Genomic DNA, 14,770 nt, shown 5'->3' on the forward strand with positions numbered 1-14,770 from the left:
GGGCTCAAGGTCTTGTCGTTTATGCCTCGCGGGCTTACGTTCCGGAGCAACATGTCGCAAGAGATTTTCGTATGAAATCAGCGTTTCTTCCCGACCGGGGCGTGGTCAAGGTCGCGGGCGAGGATGCGCGCAACTTCCTCAACGGCCTGGTCACGACCGACGTCGACAGGCTGAAACCGGGCCTGGGCCGATTCGGTGCGCTGCTGACCCCGCAAGGCAAGATCATCGTCGATTTCCTGATCACCGAGGTGCCTAAAGGTGATGGCGGCGGGTTTCTGATCGACTGCCCGAAACCGCTGGCAGATAGCCTCGCCACCAAGCTGAAATTCTACAAGCTGCGCGCCAAGGTCACGGTGGAAAACCTATCCGGCGATCTCGGCGTGCTTGCCGCCTGGGACGGCCAGCCCGCGGCTCAGCCGGACCTCGCCTTCACCGACCCGCGCAATGAAGGCCTCGGCATTCGCATCCTGATCCCTGAAGATCTCAAGCAGAAGCTGTCCGATCTCATCGAGGCCGAGTTGGTCGATGCGACCGAATACGAGGCGCACCGCATCGCGCTCGGCGTGCCACGCGGGGGGCTCGATTTCATGTACAGCGACGCGTTCCCGCACGAGACCAACATGGACCGCCTTGCCGGCGTCGATTTCGACAAGGGCTGCTATGTCGGCCAGGAGGTCGTCTCGCGGATGCAGCATCGCGGCACCGCGCGTACCCGGAGCGTCAAGGTGCTGCTCGACGGCCCCTCGCCCGAAGCCGGCGCGACCATTCTCGCCGGCGACAAGCCGGTCGGCACCATCGGTTCAACCTCCGGCGGCAAGGGCATTGCGCTGGTGCGCATCGACCGTGTCGCAGAGGCGCTCGATGCCGGCCAGCCGCTTACTGCCGGCGGACTGGCCTTGACGCTCGCCGAGCCAGACGTCGTCCGCATTCCAGCCAAGCCCCCCGCCGCATGAGCCGCGCTCCCCGCCTGCATCCCGATGGAAAGACCCGCTGCCCCTGGCCGGGTGAAGATCCGCTCTACGTTACCTATCACGACACCGAATGGGGCGTGCCGGAATATGACGACCGCGCGCTGTACGAAAAACTGATCCTCGACGGCTTTCAGGCCGGGCTGTCCTGGATCACGATTTTGCGCAAGCGCGACAATTTCCGCAAAGCCTTCGACGATTTCCAGCCGGAGAAGATCGCGCGCTACAACGACAAGAAGGTTCATGCGCTGATGAACGATGCCGGCATCGTGCGCAACAAGGCCAAGATCGACGGCGCGATAGCGAGCGCGAAGTCCTATCTCGACATCATGGAGAAGGGGCCGGGCTTCTCGAAGCTGCTGTGGGACTTCATGGACGGACGACCCAAGATCAACCAGTTCAAGACCACCGCGAGCGTGCCGGCCTCGACACCCCTGTCGATGCAGATCTCGAAGGAGCTGTCCTCGCGCGGCTTCAAATTCGTCGGCCCGACCATCGTCTATGCCTTCATGGAGGCGACCGGCATGGTCAACGACCACCTCGTCGACTGCCATTGTCACGCGATCTGCGGCAAGACGCAGCGCAAGCCGCGCCTCAAGGCAAAATGACCGCGAAGAAGACCGCGGGCGTTGCGCAGTCCCGCGCCTGGCAGCGCATGCTGTCGGGCCGGCGGCTCGACCTGCTCGATCCCTCGCCGCTCGACGTCGAGATCGCCGACATCGCGCACGGCCTCGCGCGAGTCGCGCGCTGGAACGGACAGACCACCGGCGCGCATATCTTCTCGGTCGCGCAGCATACGCTGCTGGTGGAGACCGTGCTGCGGCACGAGATGCCGCGCGTCGATCGGCGCATGCGGCTGGCCGCGCTGCTGCACGATGCGCCCGAATATGTGATCGGCGACATGATCTCGCCGTTCAAGGCCGTGCTCGACGGCCATTACAAGGCGGTCGAGAAGCGCCTGCTCGGCGCCATCCACATCCGCTTCGGCTTGCCGCCGGAGCTGCCCGAGGAGATCACGCTGGCCATCAAGGCCGCCGATCGCGGCGCGGCCTATCTGGAGGCGACCGCGCTCGCCGGCTTCGGGGAGGCCGAGGCGAAGCGCCTGTTCGGCAAGGATCCCGGCCTCTCCGACAGCGTCCAGCGCGACTACCTGACGCCCTGGACCGCGGCACGGGCCGAGAAGCAGTTTTTGGAACGGTTTGGCGCGGTGTTCGCGTAGGTCTCGTAGGTGAGCAAAGGCGCTCTTGCGCCGTGCCCACCATCTTCTCGCGTTTGCGGCAAAAGTGGTGGGCACGCTTCGCTTTGCCCGCCCTACGGCACCGGCTATAATCGCCGCCAAAAAGGTCCGCCATGATCCACGTCTGTTCCCTCGCCGCGCTTCCCGAAACCGTCCGCCTCACCGGGGCCAGCCACGTGCTGACGGTCATGGCAAATGTCGAGCAAGTGGCAAGGCCGGTGTCCGTGCTGCCCGCCAATCATCTCAAAGTGTCGATGGACGACATCACCGAGGAGCTGGACGGTTTCGTCGCGCCGTCCGAGACGCATATCGATCAGGTGCTGAATTTCGTACGCGGCTGGGACCGCAGCGCACCGCTGGTGGTCCATTGCTATGCCGGCATCAGCCGCTCCACCGCGAGTGCGTTCGCGGCTGTCTGCGCGCTCAATCCAAACCGCGACGAACTCGACATCGCCAGGAAGATCCGCGCGGCCTCGCCGATCGCCTCCCCGAACCGGCGCATCGTCGGCCTTGCCGACCGCGCGCTCGGACGCAACGGCCGCATGCTGCGCGCGCTGGACGAGATCGGCCCGGGCGCGATGATGGCCGAGGGCCGCCCCTTCGCGATCGAGCTCGAATGAGGCGAGAGTCGAATAGCAGCCCCGAAGGGACTGCGCCCCCTCTCCCGCTTGCGGGAGAGGGTTGGGGAGAGGGTGCTTCCGCATCGGGGAAGTCCCGGCGTGGAGAGAACCCTCACCCGGCGCTACGCGCCGACCTCTCCCGCAAGCAGGAGAGGTTGCAGCGAGCCCGGGGAGAGGCCGGTTCAATCTATTGGCAGGTCCTTCGCGCAACAGCTGCGATCGTCACCGCATGAGCCAGACGCTCCTGACGCCGATCGAGATCGGGCTGACCGCGGCGATCGTCGCGATCGCGGACCACGAGCCGCTGATCCTGACCGCGCGCGGCAGTGACGGGCTTGCCGGCCTGCCGTTCGGCCCGTTCGACGCGCTCGCGCACCGCACCTTCGAGATCGGCCTGCGCGCCTGGGTCGAGGAACAGGCGGGCTTGCGGCTCGGCTATGTCGAGCAGCTCTACACCTTTGGCGATCGCGGCCGGCATGCCGAGGCCGGCGATACCGAGGCGCATATGGTGTCGATCGGTTATCTCGCACTGACACGCGCGGTGGACGGCGAGCTTGCAGCAAACGCGGCGAGCTTCGCGCCATGGTATCGCTTCTTCCCCTGGGAGGACTGGCGCGAGGAGCCGCCCGCGATCATCGCCCGCGACATCGTCCCCGCGCTGACCGTGTGGGCCGCGGAGGAGAGGCCGGAGACGGTTCGCGCGTTGCCGCGTAGGGATCGCGTGCGATTCTACTTTGGCCTGGACGGAGCGGCCTGGGACGAGGAGCGCGTGCTCGACCGCTACGAGCTGCTGTACGAGGCCGGGCTGGTCGAGGAAGCGCGGCGCGACGGCCGCCCTGCGGCATTAGCGCGCAAGACGCTTCCCCCGCTCGGCACCTCGATGCGGTTCGACCACCGCCGGATTCTCGCCACGGCGATCGCGCGGCTGCGTGCAAAACTGAAGTATCGTCCTGTGGTCTTTGAACTTTTGCCGCCTGAATTCACACTTACCGAACTGCAGCATACGGTCGAGGCGATTTCCGGCCGGCACCTGCACAAGCAGAATTTCCGCCGCCTGGTCGAAATGGAAGCCCTGGTCGAACCGACCGGGGTGATGTCGACACAGACGGGCGGGCGGCCGGCGGCGCTCTACCGCTTCCGCCGCGACGTGCTCCAGGAGCGGCCCGCACCAGGCTTGCGCGTCCGCCCCCGGCGCTAGACAAGGATTTCGTGATCGGCCCCCGTCGATCGCCTGGAGGCTACATGTTCGACGGCCCGTTTGATGTCTTTGCGTGGATCATAGCGATCGCCGCGTTCCTCATTGCGATCAAGGCTTCCGGCCAGGCGGGTGAGCTGCGCCGGCGACTGAATTTGCTCGAAGAGATGTTTCAGGCACAGCGGCAGCTGCAGCCGCCGCCGCTCACACCTGTTTGGGAGCAGGCGCCCGCCACCACGACCGATACCGCGGAGCCGCCGCCGCTTGTGCCGGAAACTGAACCGGCCTCGCCGCTCGTTACCGAAGCTGTTTCGCCGCCGCCGCTCGAAGCGGTCCCTGAAGCCGATGCGCCGCCTCCGCCTCTGCCCGCGCCTGCGCCCGGTTTCGAGGAGCAGCTCGGCACCCGGTGGGTGGTGTGGATCGGCGGCCTTGCGCTCGCGCTCGGCGGCTTCTTCATGGTGCGCTATTCGATCGAGGCCGGCCTTCTCGGCCCCGGCGTGCGCGTGTTTCTGGGCGGCCTGTTCGCAGCCGCGCTGCTCGGGGCCGGCGAGTGGTCGCGGCGCAAGGAGAGCATTTCCAACATCCAGGCGCTGCCGATCGCCAACATCCCGGCGATCCTCACCGCCGCCGGTACGGCGGTGGCATTCGCGACCATCTATGCCGCCTATGCGCTCTACGGCTTCCTCGTGCCTGCCACCGCCTTCGTGCTGCTCGGCATCGTCGCCATGTGCACGCTCGCCGCCGCGCTGCTGCACGGACCGGCGCTCGCCGGCCTCGGCGTGGTCGGCGCGTTCGTGACGCCGCTCCTCGTCTCCAGCGGCAAGCCGGACTATTGGGCGCTTTACATTTACCTCGCGGTCGTCACCGCCGCGAGCTTCGGCCTCGCCCGCATCCGGCTATGGCGCTGGCTGGCGGTCACCACGATCGGGTTCGCCGTGCTGTGGGTCTTCCCGGGTCTGGACACCGAAGGCTTGCAGGTCGCGCCGCACGCCTTCCATGTCATGGCAGGCTTCGTGCTCGCCGCCCTCCTCGTCGTCTGCGGCTTCATGTTCGGGCCAACGATCGAGGACGGCGAGATCGAGCCGGTGTCATCGAGCTCGCTCGGCGCCTATCTGTTCGGCGCGATGCTGATCGTGCTGTCGAGCGCGCATGCCGATCTGGCGCTGATCGCGTTTGCACTTCTCGTCGGCGCAACGCTTCTCGTCGCCTGGCGCGCGCCGGCGGCCACCGGCGCGCTCGGCGCAGCCGCGGCGACCGTCTTCATCGTGTTCGCCGAATGGGCGGTGCGGGCCAATCCGGACATGCTGGTGCTGCCGGGCGGCCCAATGTCCGGCCTCGGACCGACCGCGATTGACAGCTCCGTGACGCTGCATCTGGTGACGGCCGCGCTCTTTGCCGCCGGCTTCGGCATTGCGGGCTTTCTCGCCCAGGGCCGTTCGAACTCGGCGATCATCCCGGTGGTGTGGTCGGCAACGGCAGTGGCGACGCCGATCGCGATCCTGGTTGCGCTCTACGCCCGCATCGCTCATCTCGACCGCTCGATCCCGTTTGCAATCCTCGCGGTGCTGCTCGCCGCGGCGTTCGGCGCCGCGACCGAGGCTCTCACGCGCCGCGAGACCCGGCCAGGCACCATGATCTCGACCGCTTTGTTCGCGACCGGCACGCTTGGTGCGCTGGCGCTGGCGCTGACCTTCGCTCTGGAGAAGGGCTGGCTGACGATCGCGCTGGCGCTGATGTCGCTCGGCACCGCCTGGATCTCGCTGCAGCGGCCGATCCCGTTCCTGCGCTGGCTCGCCGCCATCTTCGCGGGGCTCGTCACCGCGCGCATCGCCTATGATCCGTGCATCGTCGGCGATGCCGTCGGCACCACGCCGATCTTCAACTGGCTGCTCTGGGGCTACGGCGTGCCCGCGGCATCGTTCTGGGGCGCGAGCATCTTCCTGCGGCGCCGGGCCGACGATGCGCCGCTGCGCATGGTCGAGACCGCCGCGATTCTGTTCACCGCGCTGCTCACGTTCATGGAGATCCGGCACTTTGCGACCGGCGGCCGTATGACCGCGGCCCCCTCGCTGCTCGAATTCGGGCTGCAGGTCTGCATCACGCTCGCAATGGCGATCGGGCTGGAACGGCTGCGGCTGCGCAGCCACAGCATCGTGCACAATGTCGGTGCGATCGTGCTCACTGCGATTGCCGGGTTCATCAGTGTGTTCGGCCTCCTTATCCTGGAGAACCCGTTGCTGTTCTCCGGTGTCAATGTCGGCGGCCTTATCTTCAACCTGCTGCTGCTCGGCTACGCTCTGCCGGCCGTGCTGATGCTGCTGCTGTCCTATGCGGTGGCGGGCCATCGCCCCGTCGCCTACGCCAACACGATCGCAGGCGGCGCGCTGGTGTTCGCGCTCGCTTACGTGACGCTGGAGATCCGCCGCTTCTATCACGGCCCGGTCCTGCTCTACGGCGGCACCACGGGGGCGGAGCAATACACCTATTCGATCGGCTGGCTCGGCTTCGGCGTGGTGCTGCTCGGCGTTGGCATCCTCGTCAACTCGGAGCGCGCGCGGCTGGCGTCGGCCGCAGTCATCGCGCTGACGATCCTCAAGGCCTTCGTGATCGATATGTCGACGTTGACAGGCGTCTACCGCGCGCTGTCGTTCATGTGTCTCGGCATCGTGCTGGTCGCGATCGGCTGGCTGTACCAGCGCATCCTATTCCGGCGGCAGGTCGCGCCGCCGCCGGCTCCGCAGACGGTTAGCTGAATTGTTTCAGCATGATCTTTTCGGAAAACCGCTTCGCACTTTTCCGGATCATGCTCCTGAGGATCAGGCCGCGCGGACCGACTCCAGGAACTGCGCGACCTCGACCTTGAGACGCGTGCTGTCGGTCGCCAGCGATTTCGCCGCCGACAGCACCTCGACCGAGGCTTCGCCCGTCTCGATCGCACCGCGCTGCACGTCGGTAATGTTCGCCGAGACCTCCTGCGTGCCGACCGAGGCCTGCTGAACGTTACGCGAGATCTCCTGGGTCGCGGCGCCCTGCTCCTCGACGGCGGCGGCGATCGCTGCGGACACTTCCGACAGCCGCTCGATGGTGCCGCCGATCTCCTGGATGGCGCTGACGGACTCCTGCGTCGCGGCCTGGATGCCCGACACCTGCGCGCCGATCTCGCCGGTCGCCTTCGCGGTCTGCTCGGCCAACGCCTTGACTTCCGACGCGACGACCGCGAAGCCACGGCCGGCTTCGCCCGCGCGCGCCGCCTCGATGGTGGCGTTCAGTGCCAGCAAATTGGTCTGGCCTGCGATGGTGTTGATAAGCTCGACCACGTCGCCAATGCGGGAGGCCGCCTGCGACAGCGCGTTGACGCGCTCGTTGGTCCGCGCGGCCTGCTCGACGGCTTCTGCCGCCATCCGCGCCGAATCCTGCACGCGGCGGCTGATCTCGGTGATGGAGGACGACAGTTCTTCGGATGCGGAGGCGACCGCCTGCACGTTGGTGGAGGCCTCCTCGGACGCAGCCGCAACCACGGTCGCGAGCTCCTGGCCGCGCTGCGCGGTGCCGGTCAGCGTCGAGGCCGACGCCTCGAGTTCGGTCGAGGCGGAGGAGACCGTGCCGACCACCTCGCCGATCATGGCTTCAAACCTGGTGGTGATCGCATCGACCCGGCGGCCGCGTTCGATCTTGGCCTCGGCGTCGCGCGCGGCCGCCTCGTCGGCGGCCTTCTTGGCGATCAGCGCCTCCTTGAAGATCTGAAGCGCATCCGCCATCGAACCGATCTCGGTCTTCTCGCCGCGATGCGGCACCTCGGCCGAGAGGTCGCCCTGGCCGAGCGACTGCATCGGACGGATGATCGAGGCTATGCCACGGGAGACGTCGCGCACGAGATAATAGGCGGCGCCGATCGCGATCACGACGGAGAGCACGATGATGCCGACCAGCACGCGGAAAATCGTGGCGTAGCTGTCGGCCGCCTGCTTCGTCTCAAGCTCGGCGCCCCTGTTGTTGAGCTCGATCGCTTTCTGAAGCAGCGGATCGGCGGCCTGCGCCATCTTGGCGACCTTGGTCTGCAGCATCTCGTTGGCATCGGTCGGGAAGCGGCCGACGCTCTTGCGCGACAGCGCCATCGTCTCCTGCACGCCATTCAGATATTCGGCCCACGCCTTGCTCCATTGCTCGTAGAGCGAGCGTTCCTCGGCGACCGTCATCAGCGGCTCGTAGACCTTGCGCGTCTTCTCGATGCGCTCGCGCAACGAGGCAAGGCGCTTCTCGGCGGCTTCCTTGCCTTCGGCGGTGTCCTGCATCAGATGCAGGCGAAGCGCGACGCGCAGCTCATTGATGTCGGCGCGCATCGATCCGAGCGCACGCACGCTCGGCAGCCAGCTCTCCGCGATTTCGACAGTGTGGGCGTTGATGTTCTGCATCGTGCCGATCGCTGTCACGCCGACACCCGCGAGCGAGAGAACGAGAACTGACAACACGGTCAGCAGCTTGAAGACGATCGACAGTTTCGACATCACACAAATCCCAACAATGCCCAGCAACGCGCATTCCACCTGCAACACGGGCGTCACAACGGACGACCGAGCGGCAGTCAGTTCAACAGTGCTGGCTGGTTCTTATCCCGCAAGATTGCCCTTGATACTCGCAAGCAGGCGTTAACATGATCCTACGTAAAACTACGGGCGCAGCCTGGTGCGCATTATTTTCCTTGCAATCATTTGTTGCGGCACGCGGCTATCACGTGCTGTGGTGCGAGCGCGCCGCCCTTGACGCGCTGCAACACTGCTCGAATTGACGAGCGCCGCTAGGCCGCCCGCACCGAGTCCAGGAAGCGCGCGACCTCGCTCTTGAGCCGGTTGCTCTCCTGCGACAGCGACTGCGCGGCCGAATGAACCTGCGCCGAAGCCGCTCCGGTCTCGCCGGCGCCGCGCTGGACGTCGGCGATGTTCGCGGAGACTTCCGAGGTACCTTGTGCCGCGTGCTGGATGTTGCGGGAGATCTCCTGCGTGGCGGCACCCTGTTCCTCCATCGCAGCGGCGATGGTCGACGAGATCTCCGACATCTTGGCGATGGTGTCGCCGATCTCCTTGATCGCGCCGGCCGAGTCCTCCGTCGCGGCCTGGATCGCGCCGATGTGCTGGCCGATCTCGCCCGTGGCTTTCGCGGTCTGCTCGGCAAGTGCCTTCACTTCGGTTGCGACCACGGCAAAGCCCTTGCCGGCTTCGCCCGCCCGCGCCGCCTCGATCGTGGCGTTGAGTGCAAGGAGGTTGGTCTGTGCGGCGATGGTGTTGATCAGCTCGACCACGTCGCCGATGCGGGAGGCGGCCTTCGTCAGCTCGGTGACGCGCGCATTGGTGTGCTGGGCCTGCGCGACGGCGACGTCGGCGACGCGCGCCGATTCCTGCACCTGGCGGCTGATCTCAGAGACCGACGAGGTCATCTCCTCGCTGGCTGCGGAAACCGATTGCACATTGGCGGACGCCTCCTCCGAGGCCGCCGCCACGGCGGTGGCAAGCCCGTTGCCGCGCTCGGCGGCCTGGGTCAGCGTGTTCGCCGACGCCTCGAGCTCGGTTGCCGCCGACGAGACCGTCCCGATGATCTCGCCGACCGCGCCTTCGAACGTGTCGGCGAGCCGCTGCATGTCTTGCTTGCGCTGCGCGCGCCCGCGCACGTCCGCCTCGGCCTGCTCGGTGCGCAGCCGATCGGCCTCGGCCATGTTGCTCCTGAACACCTCGACGGCACCGGCCATCTCGCCGATTTCATCCTTGCGCCCGATACCGGGAACGGAGATCGAGAGCTCGCCGCGCGCAAGCCGCGTCATCGCACCGACCATGGCGGCAAGGGTCTTCGAGATCGATCGTCCGAGCAGGAAGCCGACCGCGGCGAGCACGACGACGGCAATGGCGAAGGCGACCATCATCGACGTGCGCACAGCCTCGCGGGTCGCAGCTTCCGCCGCCTCGGCCTGCTTGTACAGGCCTTCGACTGTGTTGCGCACCTCGATCATACCCGGTTCTAACCCACGGAACGTCTTCATCATGCTGTCGTCGAGTGCCGCGGTTTGCTGCGCGGCCTCCACCCAGGATGCGAACTCGGATTGATATTTCTGCAGCTTGGCCGCGACCTCATTCATCACCGCCGTTGGGACCGCGACGACCTCTATTGCCTTGGAGAATTCGGCTGCGGCCTTCCGCATCTCGACGATGTATTTTGGGTCGCGCCGCAGCATGAAGTCCTTCTCATGCCGGCGCATCATCAGCATCCAGCTCGTGGTCCTGGGATCGTCGATCTCCTTCAGCTTGGCCTCGATGTCGTGTACCGCGGCGCGGAGCGAGCCGGACAGGCCGAGCGTCTCGTTCAGGCCCAGCTTGATCTCGGCGGCGACCAGCGCATTGAAGTCCGACGCGTAACGCTTGAAGCCGTCCTGCGCCTGCTTCATCCTGTCGGACATCGCACTCATGCCGCCCGCCGACATCAGCCGCTCCACCTCCTCGAAGTCGCGATTGATCGGGCCGATCAGCTCGGCATGCGCCTTGGCGTAACTTTCATTGCGCCGTTGCTGAAAATTCTTTTCGTTGCGGCGAGCCTCCAGCATCTCGATCGAGAGCTGCTTGTTGAGATCGGCGATCGCGCGGGCGCGGTTGGCAGCGTCGCGGGAGCTGTCCTGGGAGCGGCTGCCGATCTCGTAGATCGCGCCGAAGGCGACGAGCCCGATGAGGCCGAACAGTCCGATCGCCATGACCTTATGAGTAAGGCGAATGGAAATGCCGCTCATGAACCTGCTCCAACGATTGAGACGCAACACGCGAAGGGCGACTCAGCGCCCGGAATATTGCGGGCATCATGACTGCGTCGGTTTTCCGGAAGGTTAACCCTGCGGCACGGATCGCAACGTCGAAATACGAACGCGCGCAACCGCCGCGCAGTCACGCGCTGGTTGCAGGCTGCGAAGGGCGCCGCCGTCAGGCGGCGCGCACGGTGCCGAGAAACTTGCCGACCTCGAGCTTGAGGCGATTGCTGTCGCCGGACAGCATCTGCGCGGCGGACAGCACCTGCGAGGACGCCGAGCCCGTCTCGCTGGCGCCGCGCTGCACGTCGGTGATGTTGGACGACACTTGATGAGTACCTTCCGCCGCCTGGTGCACGTTACGGGAAATTTCTTGCGTCGCCGCGCCCTGCTCCTCAACGGCAGCCGCGATGGTGGAAGAAATCTCCGACAGCTTCTCGATGGTGTGGCTGATGTCCTTGATGGCGCCGACCGAATGCTCGGTCGCGCTCTGGATGCTGGCGATCTGCTGCCCGATCTCGCCCGTCGCCTTCGCAGTCTGCTCGGCGAGCGCCTTGACCTCGGAGGCGACCACGGCGAAGCCCCTACCGGCCTCGCCGGCGCGGGCGGCCTCGATCGTCGCGTTGAGCGCCAGCAAGTTAGTCTGGCCGGCGATGGTGTTGATCAATTCCACCACGTCGCCGATCCGCGCCGCGGCCGCGGATAGCTCGCCGACGCGGTCGGTCGTGGTGCGGGCCTGGCGCACTGCCTCGCCCGCGACGCGCGCTGATTCCTGCACCTGCCGGCTGATCTCCGTGATCGAGGATGATAGTTCCTCGGTCGCAGAGGCCACCGACTGCACGTTTGTGGACGCTTCTTCGGAGGCGGCAGCCACCAATGTGGTGAGTTCCTGCCCGCGTTCCGCGGTCGACGTCAGCGTCGACGCCGAGGCTTCCAGTTCGGTCGCAGCCGAGGACACGGTATCGACGATTTCGCCTATTGCGGCTTCGAAGCCGTCGGCCAGCTTGTGCATCTCGGACTTGCGTTGCTCAGCCGCCCGCGCCTCGGCCGCAGCCTGCTCGCCGCGCATGCGTTCGACCTCGATACCGTTCAGCTTGAAGACTTCAACGGTGCGCGCCATCTCGCCGACCTCGTCACCTCGGCCGGTGCCGGGTACGTCGGTCGTGAAGTCACCATTGGCGAGACCGCCCATCGCAACCGAAATGGCTGAAAGCGGCTTAAGAATCCGCGAAAAGGTGATCCAGAAGCTGACGCCGGCGAGCACCAGGGAGGCACAGAGCAACACGACCGTGAAAGCGAAATTGCGAGTGCTGGTTTCTGCCTGCATCGTGGCTTCGCGATCGGCGGCAGCACCAATAGCCTCTCCGAGCCTCAGAATAGCGCTGATGCCGGCAGTAGCCCGCGCGAAGTATTCCGGTCCCGTGATCCTGTAGTCTCCACTTTCGGCGCCGGCAAGCACAGTCACACGCGTTTCGCCGTAGACGCCAAAATAAGTGTTTTCGACCTCCGTCATCGCCTCGCCGACCTGCACGGGAAGGTCCGAGCGCAGCCGCACCGGCACGACCGTGTCCCACGCAAGCTCGACCTTGGCGCGCAGCCCCGAAAGGCGCTCGAAGCCCTCCTTGCCGAGCTTTGCATGGGATCCGACGGCCCCTGCCAGAAAGGCGCGCTCTCTTCCGGCATTCTCGGCCATCTGAGCCGTCAGATGCCGCAGGCCGATGAGTTGAGCCAGCCTTGCTACCGGCGGGCTGGTGAGAGTTTCGAGTGTCAAGCGCAAGCGGTTGCTCGCGACCTCGATCACCTCTGTGATCGCTGGAACGAAGCCATCCATCACCTCAGGCGCGCGTTCGGCGCGTGGGCGCGAAAGGCCGGCATCGATCTTCTCGCGCAAGAGACCCAGCGCTTCGAATTTCGCCTTGGCGTCCGCAAGCTGCCTTTGCCCCGCCGCCATTTCGGGAATCGCTCCGATATCGAGGGCGGCTCTGCGGAAGGCCTCGTCCGCCGTCGCACGCGCCTTTCCGATTTCGGCACGCCGGTCGGAGCCGGCGACTTCGGCCGACTTCAACGCCGCGTTGGTCAACCCGCGTTCAATTGCCCAATGTCCTGCGCTGCGCAACAGCAGCTGGGCAGCTCCATTGACCTTCAGGAACGCTTCTGATTCTTGCCTCTTGACGATGGCCTCGAAGGCAATGAATCCAGCCGAGGCCAATCCGAGCAGCACCAGGGCAGAGATGATGGTTGGCAAGATCGTGCCGATCCGAACTTCTCCAAGCCGCCGCCATCCGCTGGCGGCCCCGGTTCGGATCAACTGACTATCACTGTGGCTCAACATGGTACGTTTCCCCAAAGGAAACACGCAGCCAAGTCGTTGCAAGCTGCATGGGCGTTGATCGCCCTTGCCCACGAAACTAGCGCTCAGAGCTCCGCATTCTGGTTAACGACCGGCTGCGGAGAAATACTGAGATTTCGGGCCAAATAGTTGAAATTGAAGAGATAACATCGCCAGAAAGTTGTAAATTTCAGCTTGAGGTGGCCACTGCGGTCTCTTGCAGCCGTGCTCTCGTCCCGTCTTGTCCGAGGCGTTTAAGGACCATCATCACGCGAAAGCAACCCGCGTTAGGAACGCGGGTCGTCTCGCGAGTCGCTTTTGGCGAGGTGCTTTGGACGTGATGCTCAGCCGGTCCGGACGGTGCCGAGCAACTTGCTGACCTCGAGCTTGAGGCGGTTGCTGTCGCCGCAGCATCTGCGCGGCGGATAGCACCTGCGAGGACGCTGAACCCGTCTCGCGCGCGCCGCGCTGCACATCGGTGATGTTGGACGACACCTGAGTGCTCCGCCGCCTGCTGCACGTTACGGGAAATCTCCTGCGTCGCCGCGCCCTGCTCTCCCCATGCTCGCTGATCTCTGAAGAAATCGGGCCGTAGAAGCACGGCGTCAGCCGGGGCGATTGGGCAGCGGATGGCTCTCGCCGACGAGGCTGATCCGGAAGACCGGCTGCTTGTTCTCGTCAAGCAGCTCCATGCACCACTCCGCATTCGGCTTCAGGCCGCGGGCGATGCCACTGAGCAGGTTGGCGCAAACCTCTGTCATCTCGGTCCAGGCGGCTGTGCGATCCTCGAACTCGTACGGCTGGTCGGCGGCGCCGGAATAGCGGCCGGTGCTGATGCGGAAGAAGTACAGCGACATCGTCGAACCCTTTTATCGGGCCGCGCCCCCGGCCATACGCAAAGTGGAGCGCGAACAGCTACCAAGGCATGAAAGCCGCCGTCCGTATGACTACGGCGCGGCGGCTTCGTGTTCGATGGACGTCTTCAACGACAAGATGCGCGGACTGATGCGCAGGGTCTCACTGGGTCGAACGGCGCAGCTCCAGCGGGCCCTCGATCTTGGCAGGCTCCGGCTTGGTGTCCGACTTCACCGGCTCAAGCCGGCTGCTCTCCACACGCGGCGTCTCCACGCGCGCGGCAATCTCGGTGTTGGACGGACCGACCGAACCGGTGTGCTCCGACCTGTGCAACGAGCGCGGCCGCGCCGCGGCGCGGGCCATCAGCATCTGGTTGCCGCCCTGGTGATGGAAGTCGCAATAGGCGAAGCCCATGCCCGACACCGAGCCGCGGAAGCTGCGATCATCGGTCTTTTCAAGATTGAAACAGGGCTCGAACGGAATCCCCTTGATCGACGCGCAGACGTTCTGGCCGCGGATCTGGAGCGTGTTGCCGGGCAAGCGGAGATGCTTCACCGGGCCTGCGCCCGAGAACTGCACCGCACCGGCGGCACCGAGGTCGTCGAGGATGCGGCCTGCACCGCGGGTGCCGTCGAAACACGTGAAGGCGAACACTTTGCCGGCCACGAAGCGACGCGCCTCGTCGGCATTCATGCTTCCGGCAACGGCCGGCGCAAACGTTGCTGCCGCCGTGACAGCCCCCAACACAATACGCGCAAGCATGCTCAACTCCGAACCGACCCCGCAGC

11 protein-coding genes and 1 pseudogene are annotated in these 14,770 nt (G+C 65.7%); 6 read left to right on the plus strand and 6 right to left on the minus strand.

The genetic code is table 11. The annotated features are described in order from the left end of the window. Nucleotides 1–71: 71 nt before the first annotated feature. From IVB28_RS24935 to IVB28_RS24960, 6 genes are all read left to right on the plus strand, one after another. Entirely contained in the window at nt 72–953 is an 882-nt protein-coding gene (locus IVB28_RS24935; RefSeq protein ID WP_247529706.1) for a folate-binding protein, read from the plus strand. Further along, complete coding sequence (locus IVB28_RS24940) at nt 950–1,576, plus strand: DNA-3-methyladenine glycosylase I (RefSeq protein WP_247529707.1); 627 nt, start codon at nt 950–952, stop codon at nt 1,574–1,576. The genes IVB28_RS24935 and IVB28_RS24940 overlap by 4 nt, the downstream gene beginning before the upstream one ends. Continuing rightward, complete coding sequence (locus tag IVB28_RS24945; RefSeq protein ID WP_247529708.1) at nt 1,573–2,187, plus strand: HD family hydrolase; 615 nt, start codon at nt 1,573–1,575, stop codon at nt 2,185–2,187. Before IVB28_RS24940 ends, IVB28_RS24945 begins: the two co-directional genes overlap by 4 nt. A 131-nt stretch (nt 2,188–2,318) precedes the next feature. Then, a complete protein-coding gene (locus IVB28_RS24950; RefSeq protein ID WP_247529709.1) occupies nt 2,319–2,825 on the plus strand; it encodes a protein-tyrosine phosphatase family protein in 507 nt (168 codons plus the stop codon). 229 nt (nt 2,826–3,054) lie between these two features. Continuing rightward, nucleotides 3,055–4,023: an NAD regulator gene (locus IVB28_RS24955; RefSeq protein WP_247529710.1), complete on the plus strand. Its 969-nt coding sequence runs from the start codon at nt 3,055–3,057 to the stop codon at nt 4,021–4,023. A 44-nt stretch (nt 4,024–4,067) separates the two neighbouring features. Next, entirely contained in the window at nt 4,068–6,773 is a 2,706-nt protein-coding gene (locus tag IVB28_RS24960) for a DUF2339 domain-containing protein (RefSeq protein WP_247529711.1), read from the plus strand. A 63-nt stretch (nt 6,774–6,836) separates the two neighbouring features. On the opposite strand, the gene IVB28_RS24965 is transcribed toward IVB28_RS24960, so the two are convergent. The 6 genes and pseudogenes from IVB28_RS24965 to IVB28_RS24990 form a co-directional block, all read right to left on the minus strand. After that, nucleotides 6,837–8,525 carry a methyl-accepting chemotaxis protein gene (locus IVB28_RS24965; RefSeq protein WP_247529712.1) on the minus strand — a complete coding sequence of 563 codons (1,689 nt, stop codon included), beginning with the start codon at nt 8,523–8,525 and terminating at the stop codon, nt 6,837–6,839. Between the two features lie 290 nt (nt 8,526–8,815). Beyond that, nucleotides 8,816–10,786, minus strand: coding sequence for a HAMP domain-containing methyl-accepting chemotaxis protein (locus tag IVB28_RS24970; protein WP_247529714.1), 1,971 nt, complete (start codon nt 10,784–10,786; stop codon nt 8,816–8,818). A gap of 187 nt (nt 10,787–10,973) precedes the next feature. Beyond that, nucleotides 10,974–13,043, minus strand: a complete 2,070-nt coding sequence (locus tag IVB28_RS24975) for a methyl-accepting chemotaxis protein (protein WP_247529716.1) — start codon at nt 13,041–13,043, stop codon at nt 10,974–10,976. Between the two features lie 428 nt (nt 13,044–13,471). Continuing rightward, nucleotides 13,472–13,683, minus strand: a pseudogene (locus IVB28_RS24980) (methyl-accepting chemotaxis protein); the annotation flags it as partial. A 49-nt stretch (nt 13,684–13,732) separates the two neighbouring features. Further along, complete coding sequence (locus IVB28_RS24985) at nt 13,733–13,984, minus strand: hypothetical protein (protein WP_247529718.1); 252 nt, start codon at nt 13,982–13,984, stop codon at nt 13,733–13,735. A 160-nt stretch (nt 13,985–14,144) separates the two neighbouring features. Next, nucleotides 14,145–14,744 (minus strand): hypothetical protein, encoded by a 600-nt coding sequence (locus tag IVB28_RS24990; protein WP_247529720.1) that lies wholly within the window; start codon nt 14,742–14,744, stop codon nt 14,145–14,147. Between the last annotated feature and the right edge of the window lie 26 nt (nt 14,745–14,770).

It is taken from the genome of Bradyrhizobium sp. 199, from assembly GCF_023073355.1.
Taxonomy (GTDB): Bacteria; Pseudomonadota; Alphaproteobacteria; order Rhizobiales; family Xanthobacteraceae; genus Bradyrhizobium.

What these genes read in the sequence shown, in the direction of transcription:
- IVB28_RS24935 (WP_247529706.1), top strand. Translation starts at nt 72, where the DNA reads ATGAAATCAGCGTTTCTTCCCGACCGGGGCGTGGTCAAGGTCGCGGGC.
- IVB28_RS24940 (WP_247529707.1), top strand. Translation starts at nt 950, where the DNA reads ATGAGCCGCGCTCCCCGCCTGCATCCCGATGGAAAGACCCGCTGCCCC.
- IVB28_RS24945 (WP_247529708.1), top strand. Translation starts at nt 1,573, where the DNA reads ATGACCGCGAAGAAGACCGCGGGCGTTGCGCAGTCCCGCGCCTGGCAG.
- IVB28_RS24950 (WP_247529709.1), top strand. Translation starts at nt 2,319, where the DNA reads ATGATCCACGTCTGTTCCCTCGCCGCGCTTCCCGAAACCGTCCGCCTC.
- IVB28_RS24955 (WP_247529710.1), top strand. Translation starts at nt 3,055, where the DNA reads ATGAGCCAGACGCTCCTGACGCCGATCGAGATCGGGCTGACCGCGGCG.
- IVB28_RS24960 (WP_247529711.1), top strand. Translation starts at nt 4,068, where the DNA reads ATGTTCGACGGCCCGTTTGATGTCTTTGCGTGGATCATAGCGATCGCC.
- IVB28_RS24965 (WP_247529712.1), bottom strand. Translation starts at nt 8,525, where the DNA reads ATGTCGAAACTGTCGATCGTCTTCAAGCTGCTGACCGTGTTGTCAGTT.
- IVB28_RS24970 (WP_247529714.1), bottom strand. Translation starts at nt 10,786, where the DNA reads ATGAGCGGCATTTCCATTCGCCTTACTCATAAGGTCATGGCGATCGGA.
- IVB28_RS24985 (WP_247529718.1), bottom strand. Translation starts at nt 13,984, where the DNA reads ATGTCGCTGTACTTCTTCCGCATCAGCACCGGCCGCTATTCCGGCGCC.
- IVB28_RS24990 (WP_247529720.1), bottom strand. Translation starts at nt 14,744, where the DNA reads ATGCTTGCGCGTATTGTGTTGGGGGCTGTCACGGCGGCAGCAACGTTT.